The sequence below is a fragment of the Leptolyngbya sp. FACHB-321 genome, from assembly GCF_014695975.1.
Classification (GTDB): Bacteria; Cyanobacteriota; Cyanobacteriia; order Leptolyngbyales; family Leptolyngbyaceae; genus Stenomitos.
Genome location: NZ_JACJPI010000036.1, coordinates 1 through 13428, shown reverse-complemented (window position 1 = coordinate 13428; position 13428 = coordinate 1). Strand labels below are relative to the sequence as shown.

Annotated in this window: 16 protein-coding genes; 7 read left to right on the top strand and 9 right to left on the bottom strand. The window is 50.4% G+C overall.

Going from position 1 to position 13428, the window contains the following annotated elements; translation table 11 throughout:
• Positions 1 to 124: 124 nt before the first annotated feature.
• The gene (locus H6F76_RS04390) at positions 125 to 427 is read left to right on the top strand and encodes an alpha/beta hydrolase (protein WP_190506270.1); all 303 of its coding nucleotides are present in this window, start codon (positions 125 to 127) and stop codon (positions 425 to 427) included.
• Between the two features lie 306 nt (positions 428 to 733).
• On the opposite strand, the gene H6F76_RS29585 is transcribed toward H6F76_RS04390, so the two are convergent.
• Positions 734 to 970 carry a hypothetical protein gene (locus tag H6F76_RS29585; RefSeq protein WP_199321913.1) on the bottom strand — a complete coding sequence of 79 codons (237 nt, stop codon included), beginning with the start codon at positions 968 to 970 and terminating at the stop codon, positions 734 to 736.
• A 198-nt stretch (positions 971 to 1168) separates the two neighbouring features.
• Here H6F76_RS29585 and H6F76_RS29580 point away from each other — a divergent pair, with 198 nt between their 5' ends.
• From H6F76_RS29580 to H6F76_RS04365, 6 genes are all read left to right on the top strand, one after another.
• On the top strand, positions 1169 to 1393 hold the full coding sequence (locus tag H6F76_RS29580; RefSeq protein ID WP_206754328.1) for a hypothetical protein: 225 nt from the start codon (positions 1169 to 1171) through the stop codon (positions 1391 to 1393).
• Positions 1394 to 1729 carry a hypothetical protein gene (locus H6F76_RS29575; protein WP_199321911.1) on the top strand — a complete coding sequence of 112 codons (336 nt, stop codon included), beginning with the start codon at positions 1394 to 1396 and terminating at the stop codon, positions 1727 to 1729.
• A gap of 256 nt (positions 1730 to 1985) precedes the next feature.
• A complete protein-coding gene (locus tag H6F76_RS04380; protein ID WP_190506269.1) occupies positions 1986 to 2123 on the top strand; it encodes a hypothetical protein in 138 nt (45 codons plus the stop codon).
• 68 nt (positions 2124 to 2191) lie between these two features.
• The gene (locus H6F76_RS04375) at positions 2192 to 2395 is read left to right on the top strand and encodes a hypothetical protein (protein ID WP_190506267.1); all 204 of its coding nucleotides are present in this window, start codon (positions 2192 to 2194) and stop codon (positions 2393 to 2395) included.
• A gap of 317 nt (positions 2396 to 2712) precedes the next feature.
• Positions 2713 to 3345, top strand: a complete 633-nt coding sequence (locus H6F76_RS04370) for a M23 family metallopeptidase (RefSeq protein WP_190506264.1) — start codon at positions 2713 to 2715, stop codon at positions 3343 to 3345.
• 555 nt (positions 3346 to 3900) lie between these two features.
• Entirely contained in the window at positions 3901 to 6438 is a 2538-nt protein-coding gene (locus tag H6F76_RS04365) for a penicillin acylase family protein (protein ID WP_190506262.1), read from the top strand.
• A gap of 300 nt (positions 6439 to 6738) precedes the next feature.
• On the opposite strand, the gene H6F76_RS30905 is transcribed toward H6F76_RS04365, so the two are convergent.
• The 8 genes from H6F76_RS30905 to H6F76_RS04325 form a co-directional block, all read right to left on the bottom strand.
• A complete protein-coding gene (locus H6F76_RS30905; RefSeq protein ID WP_277881186.1) occupies positions 6739 to 6873 on the bottom strand; it encodes a hypothetical protein in 135 nt (44 codons plus the stop codon).
• 589 nt (positions 6874 to 7462) lie between these two features.
• Positions 7463 to 8149, bottom strand: coding sequence for an urease accessory UreF family protein (locus tag H6F76_RS04355; RefSeq protein ID WP_190506259.1), 687 nt, complete (start codon positions 8147 to 8149; stop codon positions 7463 to 7465).
• 18 nt (positions 8150 to 8167) lie between these two features.
• The gene (locus H6F76_RS04350) at positions 8168 to 8680 is read right to left on the bottom strand and encodes an urease accessory protein UreE (protein ID WP_190506258.1); all 513 of its coding nucleotides are present in this window, start codon (positions 8678 to 8680) and stop codon (positions 8168 to 8170) included.
• Positions 8677 to 9630 carry an urease accessory protein UreD gene (locus H6F76_RS04345; RefSeq protein ID WP_190506256.1) on the bottom strand — a complete coding sequence of 318 codons (954 nt, stop codon included), beginning with the start codon at positions 9628 to 9630 and terminating at the stop codon, positions 8677 to 8679. Before H6F76_RS04345 ends, H6F76_RS04350 begins: the two co-directional genes overlap by 4 nt.
• 8 nt (positions 9631 to 9638) lie before the next feature.
• Complete coding sequence (gene ureG / locus H6F76_RS04340) at positions 9639 to 10268, bottom strand: urease accessory protein UreG (protein ID WP_190506254.1); 630 nt, start codon at positions 10266 to 10268, stop codon at positions 9639 to 9641.
• Between the two features lie 19 nt (positions 10269 to 10287).
• A complete protein-coding gene (gene ureC / locus H6F76_RS04335; RefSeq protein ID WP_190506252.1) occupies positions 10288 to 11994 on the bottom strand; it encodes an urease subunit alpha in 1707 nt (568 codons plus the stop codon).
• Complete coding sequence (locus tag H6F76_RS04330) at positions 11984 to 12409, bottom strand: urease subunit beta (RefSeq protein WP_190506249.1); 426 nt, start codon at positions 12407 to 12409, stop codon at positions 11984 to 11986. The genes ureC and H6F76_RS04330 overlap by 11 nt, the downstream gene beginning before the upstream one ends.
• A 4-nt stretch (positions 12410 to 12413) precedes the next feature.
• Positions 12414 to 12728: an urease subunit gamma gene (locus H6F76_RS04325; RefSeq protein WP_190452410.1), complete on the bottom strand. Its 315-nt coding sequence runs from the start codon at positions 12726 to 12728 to the stop codon at positions 12414 to 12416.
• Between the last annotated feature and the right edge of the window lie 700 nt (positions 12729 to 13428).

Sequence of the window (13428 nt, the reverse complement as noted above, 5' to 3'; positions counted from 1 at the left end):
TGTATGGATACGACCACTTTTGATAGTTTGAGCCGAAGTACAACTAGGGCAAGCACGCATCGGGGATTAGCACTTTGAACAGCACTGTTAATTTAGCAACATTACTTTTACACGACTACCCCTGTTGTTTAAAACAGGCAACCTGCTGCAAGCCTTATGGCTTTCCTTACAGGTGGAGCTCAAACATTTATTACCGCAGATTCAAGCACCCTGTCTGTTGTTGTGGTCAGATAAGGACTTGACTACGCCGCTCGAGGCCGCTCAGGAAATGGCGGCCATGATTCTAAACTCCCGCTTAACCACTGTCGAAGAGGGTTTCCACGAATGGGGGCTCTGGTATCCCGAAAAATTTACAGCGCTGCTGCTGGCTTTTGTGCGTCAGGTGGAGCGTACTGCTACGAGCGCACAGAAGATCGCGATTGAATGAGTAGCCGGCCCGCAAGTGGCATGAAGGGGTGGACTAGGGTACCTGTGAGGCAGTCGGAGCCTGAAACTCCGGCGCTCTCGTTCTACTCGCTGGGCTCACTGAGGTGTTCTCGTCGCTTTTGAGTCCAACAATGTGAGGGACTTTGAGCCAGCCAACGCCTCGGTTTGGCTTCAGTATCTTTTTATACCAAGTCATCAAGATTAAGCCACAGATGATATAAAGTAACTATTGGGTTTAATCAAACAAATATGGTAGGTGTTTATAAGCTCGATATTACCGAAACCGAAGCTAACCTGAAGCAACGCCTCAGACACGCCAAGACTGCTTCTGGCAAAGAACGGCTTTAATTGCTTTATCTGCTTCCAAAGTGGGCAAGCCAAAACGGTGCAGGATGTGGCTACTTTCCTCGCTCGTCATCGCATCACCGTGCAGCGTAGTGAGCGTAGTGGCGGTCTCGAGGCTATACTTGCACACACGCCCCGCACCGGGCGGCGGCAGAGTATTCCCCAGTGGACATAGGAGGCACTCAATCAACAGTTGCACGAGAGTGAGGGCTTCAACAGCTACGATGAGATTTGCCAGTGGTTAGAGACGCAACTCAGCATCACTGCCCCCTACAAAACAGTGCATCAGTTGGTGCATTACTGACTCAAAGCCGCACCCAAGGTGGCAAGACCTGTAAGTGTTGCCACTGCAGATTGCGAGTCGAGGCATCTAAAAAAACTCGCTAAGCATTTGGCGTTGCTGTCTTGGTATGCCGTAGCGGTCATGGGACTGCCCGGACCAGTACGCTTCTTCTGTGAAGATGAAACACGGCTTGGACCCAAAACCATCAGTGGGCACAAGATCACAGCCAAAGGCATTAAGCCCAAAGGCAAAGTGCAGTGGCAGTTCAAGGCAGCTGATCTCTACGGGGTTGTAGAACCGAGCACTGGTGAGCACTGCTTTCACCCATCTCAACAGTGATTGCTTTCAGGTGTTCTTAAACTTAGTCAGCGAACGGTACAAGGACAGTACCGTGATCATGCAACTAGACCAAGCTGGAGCGCACCGCGCCAAACGTTTGAAAATGCTAACCAGCATCATCTTGATGTTTCAACCGTCCCATTCACCAGCAACCAATCCGTTGAGCGCGTGTGGCAATATTTCAAGTTGGGCTTGCGATGGCAGTTGCCAAAGAACCTGAATGAGTTGCAGTTGTTGATGCGGGCACGGCTAGAGGCAATGCCCCAAACGGTGATTGCTTCTGTGAATGAGCAGAAAATATGGCGCAATTCGCAAATAAGTGGCGCAAACCTGTAAGGCTAGAATCTGTCAGCGTTTTAGGCTCTTGGCTTACTTCTAATCACCTCAGTTGCGAATCACGTCAAATCTTTTGCTCATTCACAAAGGGAATCTCCACCTAACTCGTCATCTAGATCACCAGCAGCAATTAGCGTGACGACTATGAGCGCAAGCTGCCAGATTACGAAGAAATGGGCATCGCTGAATATGGATTGTCGATTATCTCGTGCTTGGAGCCAGTCGTCATATCGATTCTCCGAAGCAGCCGTTAATCATGGTTTACCAGTTGCTTGATGGCGAGTATCAGTTTATGCCATTTCGTGGTACTGAGCCAGCACGATCGCAGGTGTTTCCAAACCTAAAATTGTCAGTTGACAACATTTTTGCAGCCTTGCAGCTGCGCCAAAAGTAACGAAGTGCTGATTCTAGGCTTAAGGTGTTTGGCTGCTTTGGCTGGGCTTTAGGTTAGCAGCAAAGAATTTGCTTTATCCACTTGAAACAATACTGCTCACGCTGGCTGTACCTCTTTTTGGCATTGTTGATGCTCAGTTTAGGCTTGAGCTTAAGACAGCGGCTATAGGCGAAACGTTTTTTGTGTCCAGTCGCCTTTCTAAAGAGGTGGTAGCTGAAATGGCTGAGTTTACGGGTGAAGCAATGTCAAAGGCTTTAAGTGAAGCTGTTTGAAGAGTACAAGAGCAAGGTCAAACTAAACCAATTAAGTTTTGGGCTTCTTCCACCGACAAAGACAAAACAGAAAGGCTGCTCCTGAACCAAGACTGCTAGCGATCGCTAGGGCAGCAATTTCTCAAGTGGTTAAAGCGAAGTCAACAAGTTGACTGTTTGGCTTTGCAGTGCAAGCGACATGGGTTCCTCTTTGTTAGTTCCCTTAACGAACGCGAGGAAGCAGGGTGAAGGGGATTGGTCTCGCCCCTCAATTATCACCTCAGTTTATAGTACAATTGCACTCATTCCCAAGGCTTTCCCAACCGGAGGCTGAATCTATGCCCTGTGACTTTGTTAGGTTTTCTGTCCTTTTGACTGCCGCTACTGTTTTGGCTTCGCTACCTGCTTGGGCGTTCCGACTTGACCCAGCAGACAAAAGCTTTTACTACCCACTGGCAGAAGTCGTGCCGTTTTCGTCGCCGTTTGGTTGGCGAACACACCCAATCACAGGTGGGCAGCGTCTTCATTCTGGCGTTGACTTAGCGGCGGCTCATGGTGCTGTCGTTCAGTCGGCACACTCTGGTACAGTCGTCTTTGCAGGGTGGAAAGGTGGCTACGGTAAGACTGTGATTGTGAGTTACCCTGACGAAAAATATGAGACGCTGTACGCGCATTTGTCAGAGCTACTAGTAACCGAAGGGCAGGTAGTGCGGGCGAAGGACACGATCGGGCGTGTAGGCAGCACTGGTAACTCGACGGGTCCTCACTTGCATTTTGAATTACGCCGCTTCTCTGAGGGGCAGTGGGTTGCCGTTGATGCCGGGTCTCAACTGAGAGCGGTTGAGGCTTTTGTTCACGCGCCGCCGCCGCCTTTGCAACCTGTGGCAGTTGCTGTCACGGTGCCACCACCAGCGCCACCATCTGAGTCTGTGGCGCTGAGTTTTGAGTTGCCGTCTCAGACTCAAAACTAACTGTGTTTTGCTGGCACGCTAACGCTAGTGCTGCGTCTTTACTCTTCGGTCTTTCTGCACTGCCCTTGCCAAATTGCTTGTTCTTCAACAATTTTTGCGATAGAACCAGTTTAGCAATGCCTATAAACGCCATTATGCCATTGCTGATCGTATCATCAAACTTATTGCATAACACCCTACTGTGGCGGGTTTGCCAGGAGCTTGCAAAGTCGGAAACTATCTTTGTAACTCTGCCTTAGCGGCGTTCGGAATTGTTCTAAGTAGGAGGGCTAAATTAAGCACCACTTAGCGACCGGGTTTCGACTGCGCTCAACCCGCCGACATACAGGACTAAGAGCATTGAGACTTCGGCATGAGCGCTTAAGCCGAAGGGCGCTCATGCTTCGACGTTGAGCTTAGCCGAAACGTCGAACGCGAAGTCGAAAAGCAGTTTGTAAATAGCTACGTCCAGCTACTTAGCCTCACGTCTCTAACAGCCCGTTGGTTAAAAGGTTTGTGCTTATTGACTGAAAAATTTCTCAAAGAACAGCCCCACCTGAGGAGAAATAATAACCCATGCCATTTTCACAAAACGCCGCTTTAAATGCTCTTTTACAACCCAACAATGGACTCGATAACCTGGCTCAACTTACACAGTTTCTTCAGTCAGCCGATCAAGATCTAACAGGCGCAAGGGGTGTTGTGAGAGAGGCGCTGTCCTTTGTTGGGTCACGTGCATCGGCTAATCTGCCGGGGTTAAGCGATCGAGTCAACGTTTCTCGTGAACCGTCTGGAATTGTCCATATCCAGGCACAAAATGAGGATGATCTGTTCTACACGTTGGGGTTCATGCACGCGAACGATCGCCTCTGGCAAATGGACTTTCAACGCAGGATAACGCAGGGTAGACTATCAGAGGTTGTGGGTGAAACGACACTGCAACAGGACATTACCAACCGCACTCTGGGACTTTATCAGGCAGCCGCATCAGCCTACACCAACTTGGATGCTGCTACACGTCACATTGTCGATACCTACACGAATGGTATTAATGCTTACCTGAACCTCAATCTTTCACTACCACTAGAATTTCAGGTGTTGAACTACAGACCTGAGCCGTGGCAGCCCATTGATGTTTTGGGAGCGGTCAAGCTGCAAAGTCTGGTTCAATCGGGCAACTTTCAATCAGAGCTTCTACGATCGCGCCTGCTGTCTCAAGGCATTCCCTTAGCCCGCATTCAAGAAATCTTTCCACCCTATACCGGCGATGTGACCATTCTTCGCCCTGAAGATGTCGCGAAAATTCCCGGTTTACCTTCTAGTAGCTCCTCAGCTCTGCCCCAAACTGACCTTTCGGCGCTGACTGAGCCTGTGAACGATGCTGCTGTAGAGCGGCTTGCCTCTAGCCAACTGCTGTCTCCCGAAACGTTTGCATCAAATAACTGGGTCGTCTCAGGTAGCCGCACCACCACTGGCAAGCCCTTCTTAGCCAATGACCCCCACATCACGCTACAAATTCCTTCCGTTTGGTACGCGGCGCATCTGGAAGCACCTACTTATGAGACGATTGGGGCAACCTTTCCGGGGCTGCCCGGGGTCGTGATTGGGCGCAACAACTCTATTGCTTGGGGCGTGACGACAACTCAAGCCGACGTGCAAGATCTCTATGCGCTGGTAGAAGATCCCACCCAACCTGGGCAATACCTCTACCGTGATCAACTGCGGCCCTACAGTGTGCGTTACGAAACCATCAAGGTGCGCGGTGCGGCGGATGTTGTGCTTCCGGTTCGTGAGAGTGTTTACGGTCCTGTAATTTCGGATGCACTAGGAATTTCGCAACCTTTAGCGCTTCAGTTTGTCAGCCTGAGTGAAACGGACAACACACTTACCGCCTTCCAGGGCATTAATCGGGCACGCAATTGGGATGAGTTCACCACCGCCCTGCAAAACTATGTTGCGCCCATCCAAAACTTTGTTTATGCGGATGTGGATGGCAATATTGGTCACTACACCCCAGGTAAAATTCCCATTCGTCAAGATGGTCATTCGGGGCTGTTGCCCGTTCCCGGCACTGGGCAATTTGATTGGCAAGGTTTTATCCCCTTCAATCAATTACCCCATGTGTTAAATCCTGACTCTGGTTTCATTGTCACTGCCAACAACCGGGTTGCACCTTCTAACTATCCCTACACCATTAGTCAGGAGTGGGCAGAACCCTATCGCGCAGAGCGCATTCAACAGCTAATTTTGAGCAAGGACAAGCTTTCGCTGGATGATATGCAGGCGATTCAGCTTGACCAGACAACCCTGCTCTATAGCGATTTCAAACCGATCCTGCAACAGCTTCAGCCCATTCTCAATAGTTTGAATCCAATTCCAACTGAAACCGTAAATTGGTTAAACCAACTATTGAATTGGGATGGCAATCTGCATCCCGATTCTCAAGTCGGCACTGTGTTTGAAGCCTGGTTTAACGAACTGACGAAATTTGTAGCTCGATCGATCGGGTTAGAAGTTTTGGAAGGCAATGCTCAGGAACCTGCTCCCCGCTTTTTGCTCAAAGCGCTGACGCAGGGCGATCCAGTGTTAGGTGGTTCTGCGGCTCAGGCATTAACCAACGCAGCACTGGCGCTACAACGAGTAGTTGACGGGTTTAATGGCAACGTTCCTCAGTGGGGTGACGTGCATCAGGCGGTCTTTAAACATCCGGTGTTGCCAATTCGTCGTCAGGTTCCCTATGGAGGCGATCGCTACACAGTCAATGTTGGTCCTTACAACTCCACTAACTTCTTGATGGATCGCAACGGTCCCAGCTATCGGCAGTTGATTGATCTATCTGACCCAGAGCGATCGCGCTATATCTACCCCATTGGTCAGTCAGGGCGGTTCTTTTCGCCCTATTTCGACAATCTTCTAGAACCCTGGCGGCAGGGGCAATATTTGGCAATGAAAACTGAAAACTTTTCGGTGGCAACTCGGCTCTCGCTTAGACCCGGAACGAGTCAGAGTCGTTCATTCGTTCTGCCCGAAGACCAGATTGAAGACTGGGTTTTGGCGATCGCAGGACCAACTGTGAGAGGGGTCTTAGGCTCAGTTTTAGCAACAGATCGTTAAGGCTGAAAAGCGCATAAATTAGGGTTCTCAACAGGCGTTTGGTTGAGATGTCCATCCGCTTGAACTGTCCCGTTTTCACCTATAGCAGTCGAAGAGAGCGTTAGGACAGACATCAGACTTGAAACTTCTTTTGAGTAAGGGTTTCTATTCAGCCTTCAGCTTGCAGCCTTTTGCTATATAAATGGGACAGTCGATGCCGCAAAAGCTTGATTTGACGTTGATATAAAGAATGCTCAGGGTTGCAAAGACGCTAACTGCAATCACTCTAAGAAAAATCTAAGCACGTTTCCAGCCTATGCATCACGATAAGTTCACCTCTAGCGTCATCCCAACCCGACGTAAGCGCTCTGCTAGAACATCCCCTAACCCGGTTGCTAGTGTAAGAATGCCGCCCCGTGCTTGACCACCGGACAACTCATTAGTTTGCAGTGCCAAACTCAAGACAGCTTCACAAAATTTGCTCGTTGCTCGGTTGCCAGGGTTGCCCTGATCTCGAATAAGTCCTCGTCCCTGACGCCCGGTGAAATCGGGTCCATAGGGTTTCTACCATGCTTGGTACAAAGCACTACTGCGATCGAAGCGGTTTCAATCAATTGCCTCAGAGACGATCGAGAATGGGTGGAGCCGCAATGTCCTGATCCACCAGATCGATACTGATCTGTATAACTGTCAGAGAGGCGCACTAACGAATTTTCAGGCAGTACTTCCGGCTCCTCAGTCTCTGATTTTGCCCAAAGCTTACTCAAGTTAGAATACAACCTGGAGTTTCTCGATCTGCGTGAAAAAGCCCCTAAACGTGACTTAGAACATCTCTACCTATCGCACCTCGGCGGCATTACCAGACGAGTTTAAAGCGAAGCTGCCCTCGGTTGAGGACTTACAACATGAGATTGAAGCGGTGGCAGCTGTAGTTAAGGAGTTCGATCGAGATGCAGACTCAGGCTAACCAGCCTTTAGAGAAATCATAATGATGTTCAAAATATGCAGCATGATGAACACGATTAGTTTCCCCTATAGGCGTTTATCAAGTAGCAAATTGCTTGCTATGCGAGCGTTGATGTAACATTTGAGCCACGTCGATCGCAGGTGTACACGACCACATCTCGCCTAATGACAGCGATAGGGCTTGAGTAGCAATCGCCTCTATTTCTACAGCCATCTTAGCGAGAAGTGTTTGTGCGCCCAAGTGCCCCAAAACACCTAGACGAATCGCCGCTCCCACGACACCAGTGATAAAACTATGGAGAAAGGCAAGGCTGGTGTCGCTCTCGCTCAGATGAACCGCACGACCGACAACTGCAAACACGATCGGATGTAAGCCAGGAGTTCGCTTGGTATCCACATCATTCTGTAAAGACTCCAGTTGTTGATCGCGCCAAGTTGATCGTGCCACCATCAACAGTGCTTGCCCACTTCGACATTGCGCGTCACGGGTTACTTGAATCAGGGTCTGGGCATACAGGTACGCATCGGCACGTCGAATTTCGTCAGGCTCATTGGCAGCACTGGCGCGATAGGCATGGATCAGGGCAACCAAATCTGAGCAGCCAATTTTATGGTGTAGCAGCAGGTAAAGAAACGTTTCCACATCTGCTGCCGTGCAGATCTGTTTAGTTTGCACCAAGCTTTCTAGCCCGTGGGAAAGCGTAAAGGAGCCTGAGGGGAAAAAGGAGTCGGACAATTGCATCAGCGCCAACCGAGAATCAATCATAGCGGTCGTTTATGCCCCTTAATGATGAGAATGAGACGAGAATTGTAGCGGAGCGGCAGGCGATCGCACCTCGTAGTCGATACACAAACCTGGAATGTTAACGGCTCTTATCGTCGTTTCCATCACGGCTGGATCAGCCATCATTTCTACATAGATGCGATCGCCCTGCACCAGCACTGACCAATGGTGATTACCCAGCACATGCCCTAGATAAATGAGGTCAATAGCATGACCCGTGGCATCGCCGTCAAAGGTCAGTACCATAACAGTTTGGGCATGGAGATGGATAAGCAACAGTTGGTTTGATTGGGTGACAAAGATATCTCCCATTTTCAGGGCATGGTCGCGGCTTTTGATGATGCCAAGCTCAACGCCACAGGTAGAGTGGGCATGAATACGACCTTTGGCGCGATCGCCTGGTTGCAAATAAACCTCTAGTAAGGTTCCGGCTTGACGCGCTTGCTCCACTTGCTGCTGTAGCGCTGAGTCACCTACCTGATTACCCAGATAGGTTTCTGCTAGAGTTGTCATTTGGGCACCTCTGGCAAGCTAGGTTGACCATTGAGATGACGCATTCTCGTTAACGCATGGTTGATGTAGGTTTTAGCGATCGACACGCTACCCGCCATTGCTCGTAGCCACAAACCATTACAGTTTGGGAGAGGGGAACTGGCAGCAGTTAGATTGGTCTGCACCTGAGCAAACTGTGCTAAATCCTGGCTCAGCGGTTGCAAATCAATTTCAGGCAGAACCAAAAGCAGGCTGGCAAGGATAGGGTACGGCGAAAATAAAGGGCTTTGGGACGCGCGATCAAACGAGGTGCGATCTGGCTCCGCAGCGTGAGGTCGATCGACCTGCCCCTTGAGCTGCATAGCATCCGTAAAAACTAAGTCTCCAGCTGGTGTGTAAACTTGTAACCGATTGACATATTGACGAAAGTGAAAGTATTCGCCTCGCGCTAGCCGGCCAGGAACCATGATGTCGCTGAGAAATAAGCTCCCGGTGGGTGCCAGCGTGATCCGCATCGTTTGTTTTAGACTGGCATTGCGGTAAAGAATGATGGGTTCTGGAACGTACTCTAAGCTTGCGCCAGAGCCAACTGCGACCTCGTAATGAACGCGAGCACTTTGCTCCACCGCCATTTGATGCACCTTGGTTGCCGACTGATCAGTGAGGTAAAGGGCAGTACGATCGCTGAGTCGGACACTCATCTGAAAGGCATCACCAGCCAGTAGACCGGGTGAGGAATTCATGATGTAAAGATAAGTGCGGTGAGCATCGGTTGGATCAAGCCGTAGCGCTCGCGAAAGCCTGAAGGGGTAGGTGGCATACTGACGCTGTACAAAAGATTGATGGTATTGATCCAGCCCAATCTGTACAGCAAGCTGGTTGGAAGAGGTACGACCGAAAGCCACAGTTGATGGATCGCTGCGTTCAGCAGCACTATCTGCCGTTTGTCTATCTTTTATGATTGTTTCCATTGCAGTCATTAAGTCAGCACCCGCACTGATTGAAACAGCAATTTGTCAAAGATGAATTGCATTACCTGATCCAATCCTTCACCCGTTTTGCAGTTGGTATAGGCGATCGGCTTACCGCATCGGCGCTCTGTCGCTTCGCGATGAATCAGGTCTAAATCGGCTTCAACGTAAGGAGCAAGGTCAATTTTGTTAATGACCACCAGGTCTGCCTGCATGAAGCCAGGGCCGTTTTTGCGGGGGATATCATCGCCTGCACCCACATCCAGCACAAAGATATATGCATCAATTAAGTCGTAGCTGAAGGTCGAGGCGAGATTGTCACCCCCACTCTCCACAAACACAAGATCAAGCTCTGGGAACGCCCGCTCCAGGTTGCGAATTGCCAATAAATTCATGGTGGGATCTTCGCGGATAGCGGTATGGGGGCAACTGCCCGTTTCCACCCCAATAATGCGATCAGTGGGTAAGAAGCCTTTGCGCTTGAGGCGATCGGCGTCCTCCTGTGTCAGCAAATCATTGGTAACGACTGCCACTTCAATGCCTTGCTGCATCAGCAACGGTACCAATCGTTCCAGTAGCGCCGTTTTACCACTGCCAACAGGACCCCCTATCCCCAAACGAGCGACTGTTTTTTGCATCTTTGCCCTCACGCTGGATTTACCGAAACATATACAGCCGACCCAGCGGTACCCGCGACACAGGTTCGCAGGTTGCAATGTCACCGTTGACACGTACCTGAAACGTATCTGGATCAACTTCAATCTCAGGACACGCGTTGTTATGCAACATATCGGCTTTACTGAGCGATCGCGTGCCTTTCACAGGCAGCAGTTGTTTACGTAGCTTCAGCTTATCGGGCAACCCTTGCTCCAACGCAGTTTGAGTGACAAAGCAAAAAGAAGTGGATTGCTTCGCACTGCCAAAACTGCCCCACTGCGGACGGTAGAGAATAGGTTCACAGGTCATTAAGGAGGCGTTGGATTCGCCCATTGGGGACCAGGCAATGAAACCACCTTTAATAATGAGTTCTGGTTTGATGCCAAAAAAGCCCGGTTGCCATAGCACAATATCTGCGATCTTGCCAGGCTCGATCGAACCCACATGGGCATCAATGCCACAAGTTTTGGCTGGATTGATGGTGTACTTTGCCAGATACCGCAGAATACGCTGATTGTCGTTGCGCTCATTATCTTCTGGCAGCGTGCCGCGCTGGTCTTTCATCTTGGATGCCAACTGCCAGGTGCGACAGATGACTTCGCCAATGCGCCCCATCCCCTGACTATCCGAACCCATCATGCTGATGGCTCCCATGTCGTGCAAGATATCTTCAGCGGCGATCGTTTCAGCCCGAATGCGGGACTCAGCAAAAGCAACATCCTCTGGCACTTTGGGGTTGAGGTGATGGCACACCATCACCATGTCCAGGTGTTCATCAAAGGTGTTGACGGTGTAGGGGTTTGTGGGATTGGTGGATGATGGCAGGCAATGGGTGTAACCAGCCACTTTAATGATGTCTGGTGCATGTCCACCACCTGCGCCTTCTGTGTGATACATGTGGATCGTGCGCCCTCGAATGGCTGCCATCGTGTCTTCCACATAGCCTGACTCGTTCAAGGTATCAGTGTGGATTTGCACTTGAAAGTCATAGTCATCTGCTACAGAAAGGCAGGTATCGATGACCGCAGGCATAGCACCCCAGTCTTCATGGATTTTAAGACCGATCGCCCCTCCTTCCACCTGTTCCACCAAACTCGCAGGCAGGCTAGAACTTCCTTTGCCGAGAAACCCAAAGTTCATGGCAAAGCCTTCGGACGCTTGCAGCATCAAGCCCATGTTGTAGGCTCCACCGGAACAGATGCCCACTGTCACGGGTCCCAGCCCACCGCCGATCATGGTTGTAAGTCCGCTAGAGAGTGCTTCGGCACAAAGCCCAGCACTGTCAAAGTGAACGTGGCAATCAATGCCACCCGGCGTCGCAATTAAACCCTCCGCCGATCGCACATCAGTATTGGCGCTAATGACCAGGTTAGGTTGTACGCCATCCATCACGCCCGGATTGCCCGCTTTACCAATACCCACAATGCGACCATCTTTGATACCAATATCGGTTTTGACAATGCCCTGCACCGGGTCCATCAGCACCACATTGGTGATCACCAGATCCAAGGCACCGTCGGCTGCCGTCACACCAGCAGCCAACCCCAACCCATCGCGTAGCGTTTTGCCACCGCCAAAGACGCACTCATCGCCATAGACAGTAGTGTCTCGTTCGACTTCAGCAATTAAAGACGTGTCGCCCAACCGGATGCGATCGCCTGTTGTCGGACCAAAGAGTTCAGCGTAGCGCTCACGACTAATTTCCATGCCCCTCCTCCGCTGCCTCATGCTCCGCAGGACGTGTACTGTAACCCAGCGATCGCACGCGCTCTACTGCCGCTGCTTTTGCATCAGGAGCATCTAATGCTTGATTGACCAGATTATTGAGTCCCTGTATCTGACGTGTACCGCCGATCGCGATGAGAGTCACCATTTTGGTGTCGCCCGGTTCAAATCGTACCGCTGTCCCTGCCGGAATATCCAACCGAAACCCGTACGCTTCAGCGCGATCAAACTGCAAGGCGCGGTTCACCTCAAAAAAATGGTAGTGCGAACCAACCTGAATCGGTCGATCGCCCAAATTAGCGACCGTTAAGGTTTTACACGCCCGTCCGACGTTGAGGTGCAGGGTTCCAGGGGCACACAGCACCTCACCCGGAAAGGCGCTTGAGTTAGTGGTCATCGTCTCAAACTCCAACGCTACGAATGGGATTGTGAATGCTGATGAGCTTGGTGCCATCGGCAAAATGTGCTTCGACCTGAATCAGCGGAATCAATTCAGTCACACCCGGCAGCACATCGTCGCTCGTTAGCAAGGTTGCGCCTTCAGACATAAGCTGCGCCACACTTTTGTCTTCGCGTGCGCCTTCAATCATGGCATCGGTAATATAGGCGATCGCTTCTGGCACATTCAGCTTCAAACCTTTTTCCTTTCGGCGACGAGCAATTTCTGCTGCCGTAAAAATTGTTAACCGCTCCATTTCTCTGGGGGTTAAGTACACGTCAACTCTCCACAACCCTTGATAACTACCGCATTACACTGCTTCTGCCGAAACCAATGAGTAGCGAAAGTTACAGAAGCGTCAATTAAACCTGTTAGAACGCAATTCCTGACCGCTTAATTAAACAAGCAGTGCCGACTAACTATGATCCAGAAGCACACGCATCATTAGCCATGCCCGTTGCTGCCGTCATCAGCTCAACAATCATTGTTGACAAAATCAAAAGCACCTACAACTCCAACTCATAAATCGCCGCAATCTCATTCGACTGAATCCCTAAATAAGCCAGCGTTTGCTGCTGCGTCGCATGTCCAAACGCTTCCATCAGCAGGGGGATTGCTGTGTCTCACTCTAAGCGTTGCCAATAGCCCCACGTTTTCCACAGTGTATGGCTGCCATAATTGCCTTTCAGTCCCACATCGTGGCACCAGGTCTTTACCCGTGTACTCATCGTTTCTACTGTCAAGCAACCCCGTTGCCCCACGAATAAATAACGTGAGTTCGGGATAAGGAATCGCTAGAAGCCCTGATTTTCTGCGGCTTGCCACCACGCTCTCGGTCAAGTTCTTGTCAATAAGTCTCACAGTTGCAAATACTTGCAGTAGCAGGTCTTATTGAGAAAGGGTGACTGGCTGGCTACTTAACTCAAGCTATTCATAGTAGGGGTTTTAGCCTTCGGCTTAACCCGAACTCACGTTAA

What these genes read in the sequence shown, in the direction of transcription:
- H6F76_RS04380 (WP_190506269.1), top strand. Translation starts at nt 1,986, where the DNA reads ATGGTTTACCAGTTGCTTGATGGCGAGTATCAGTTTATGCCATTTCGT.
- H6F76_RS04370 (WP_190506264.1), top strand. Translation starts at nt 2,713, where the DNA reads ATGCCCTGTGACTTTGTTAGGTTTTCTGTCCTTTTGACTGCCGCTACT.
- H6F76_RS04365 (WP_190506262.1), top strand. Translation starts at nt 3,901, where the DNA reads ATGCCATTTTCACAAAACGCCGCTTTAAATGCTCTTTTACAACCCAAC.
- H6F76_RS04355 (WP_190506259.1), bottom strand. Translation starts at nt 8,149, where the DNA reads ATGATTGATTCTCGGTTGGCGCTGATGCAATTGTCCGACTCCTTTTTC.
- H6F76_RS04350 (WP_190506258.1), bottom strand. Translation starts at nt 8,680, where the DNA reads ATGACAACTCTAGCAGAAACCTATCTGGGTAATCAGGTAGGTGACTCA.
- H6F76_RS04345 (WP_190506256.1), bottom strand. Translation starts at nt 9,630, where the DNA reads ATGGAAACAATCATAAAAGATAGACAAACGGCAGATAGTGCTGCTGAA.
- ureG (WP_190506254.1), bottom strand. Translation starts at nt 10,268, where the DNA reads ATGCAAAAAACAGTCGCTCGTTTGGGGATAGGGGGTCCTGTTGGCAGT.
- ureC (WP_190506252.1), bottom strand. Translation starts at nt 11,994, where the DNA reads ATGGAAATTAGTCGTGAGCGCTACGCTGAACTCTTTGGTCCGACAACA.
- H6F76_RS04330 (WP_190506249.1), bottom strand. Translation starts at nt 12,409, where the DNA reads ATGACCACTAACTCAAGCGCCTTTCCGGGTGAGGTGCTGTGTGCCCCT.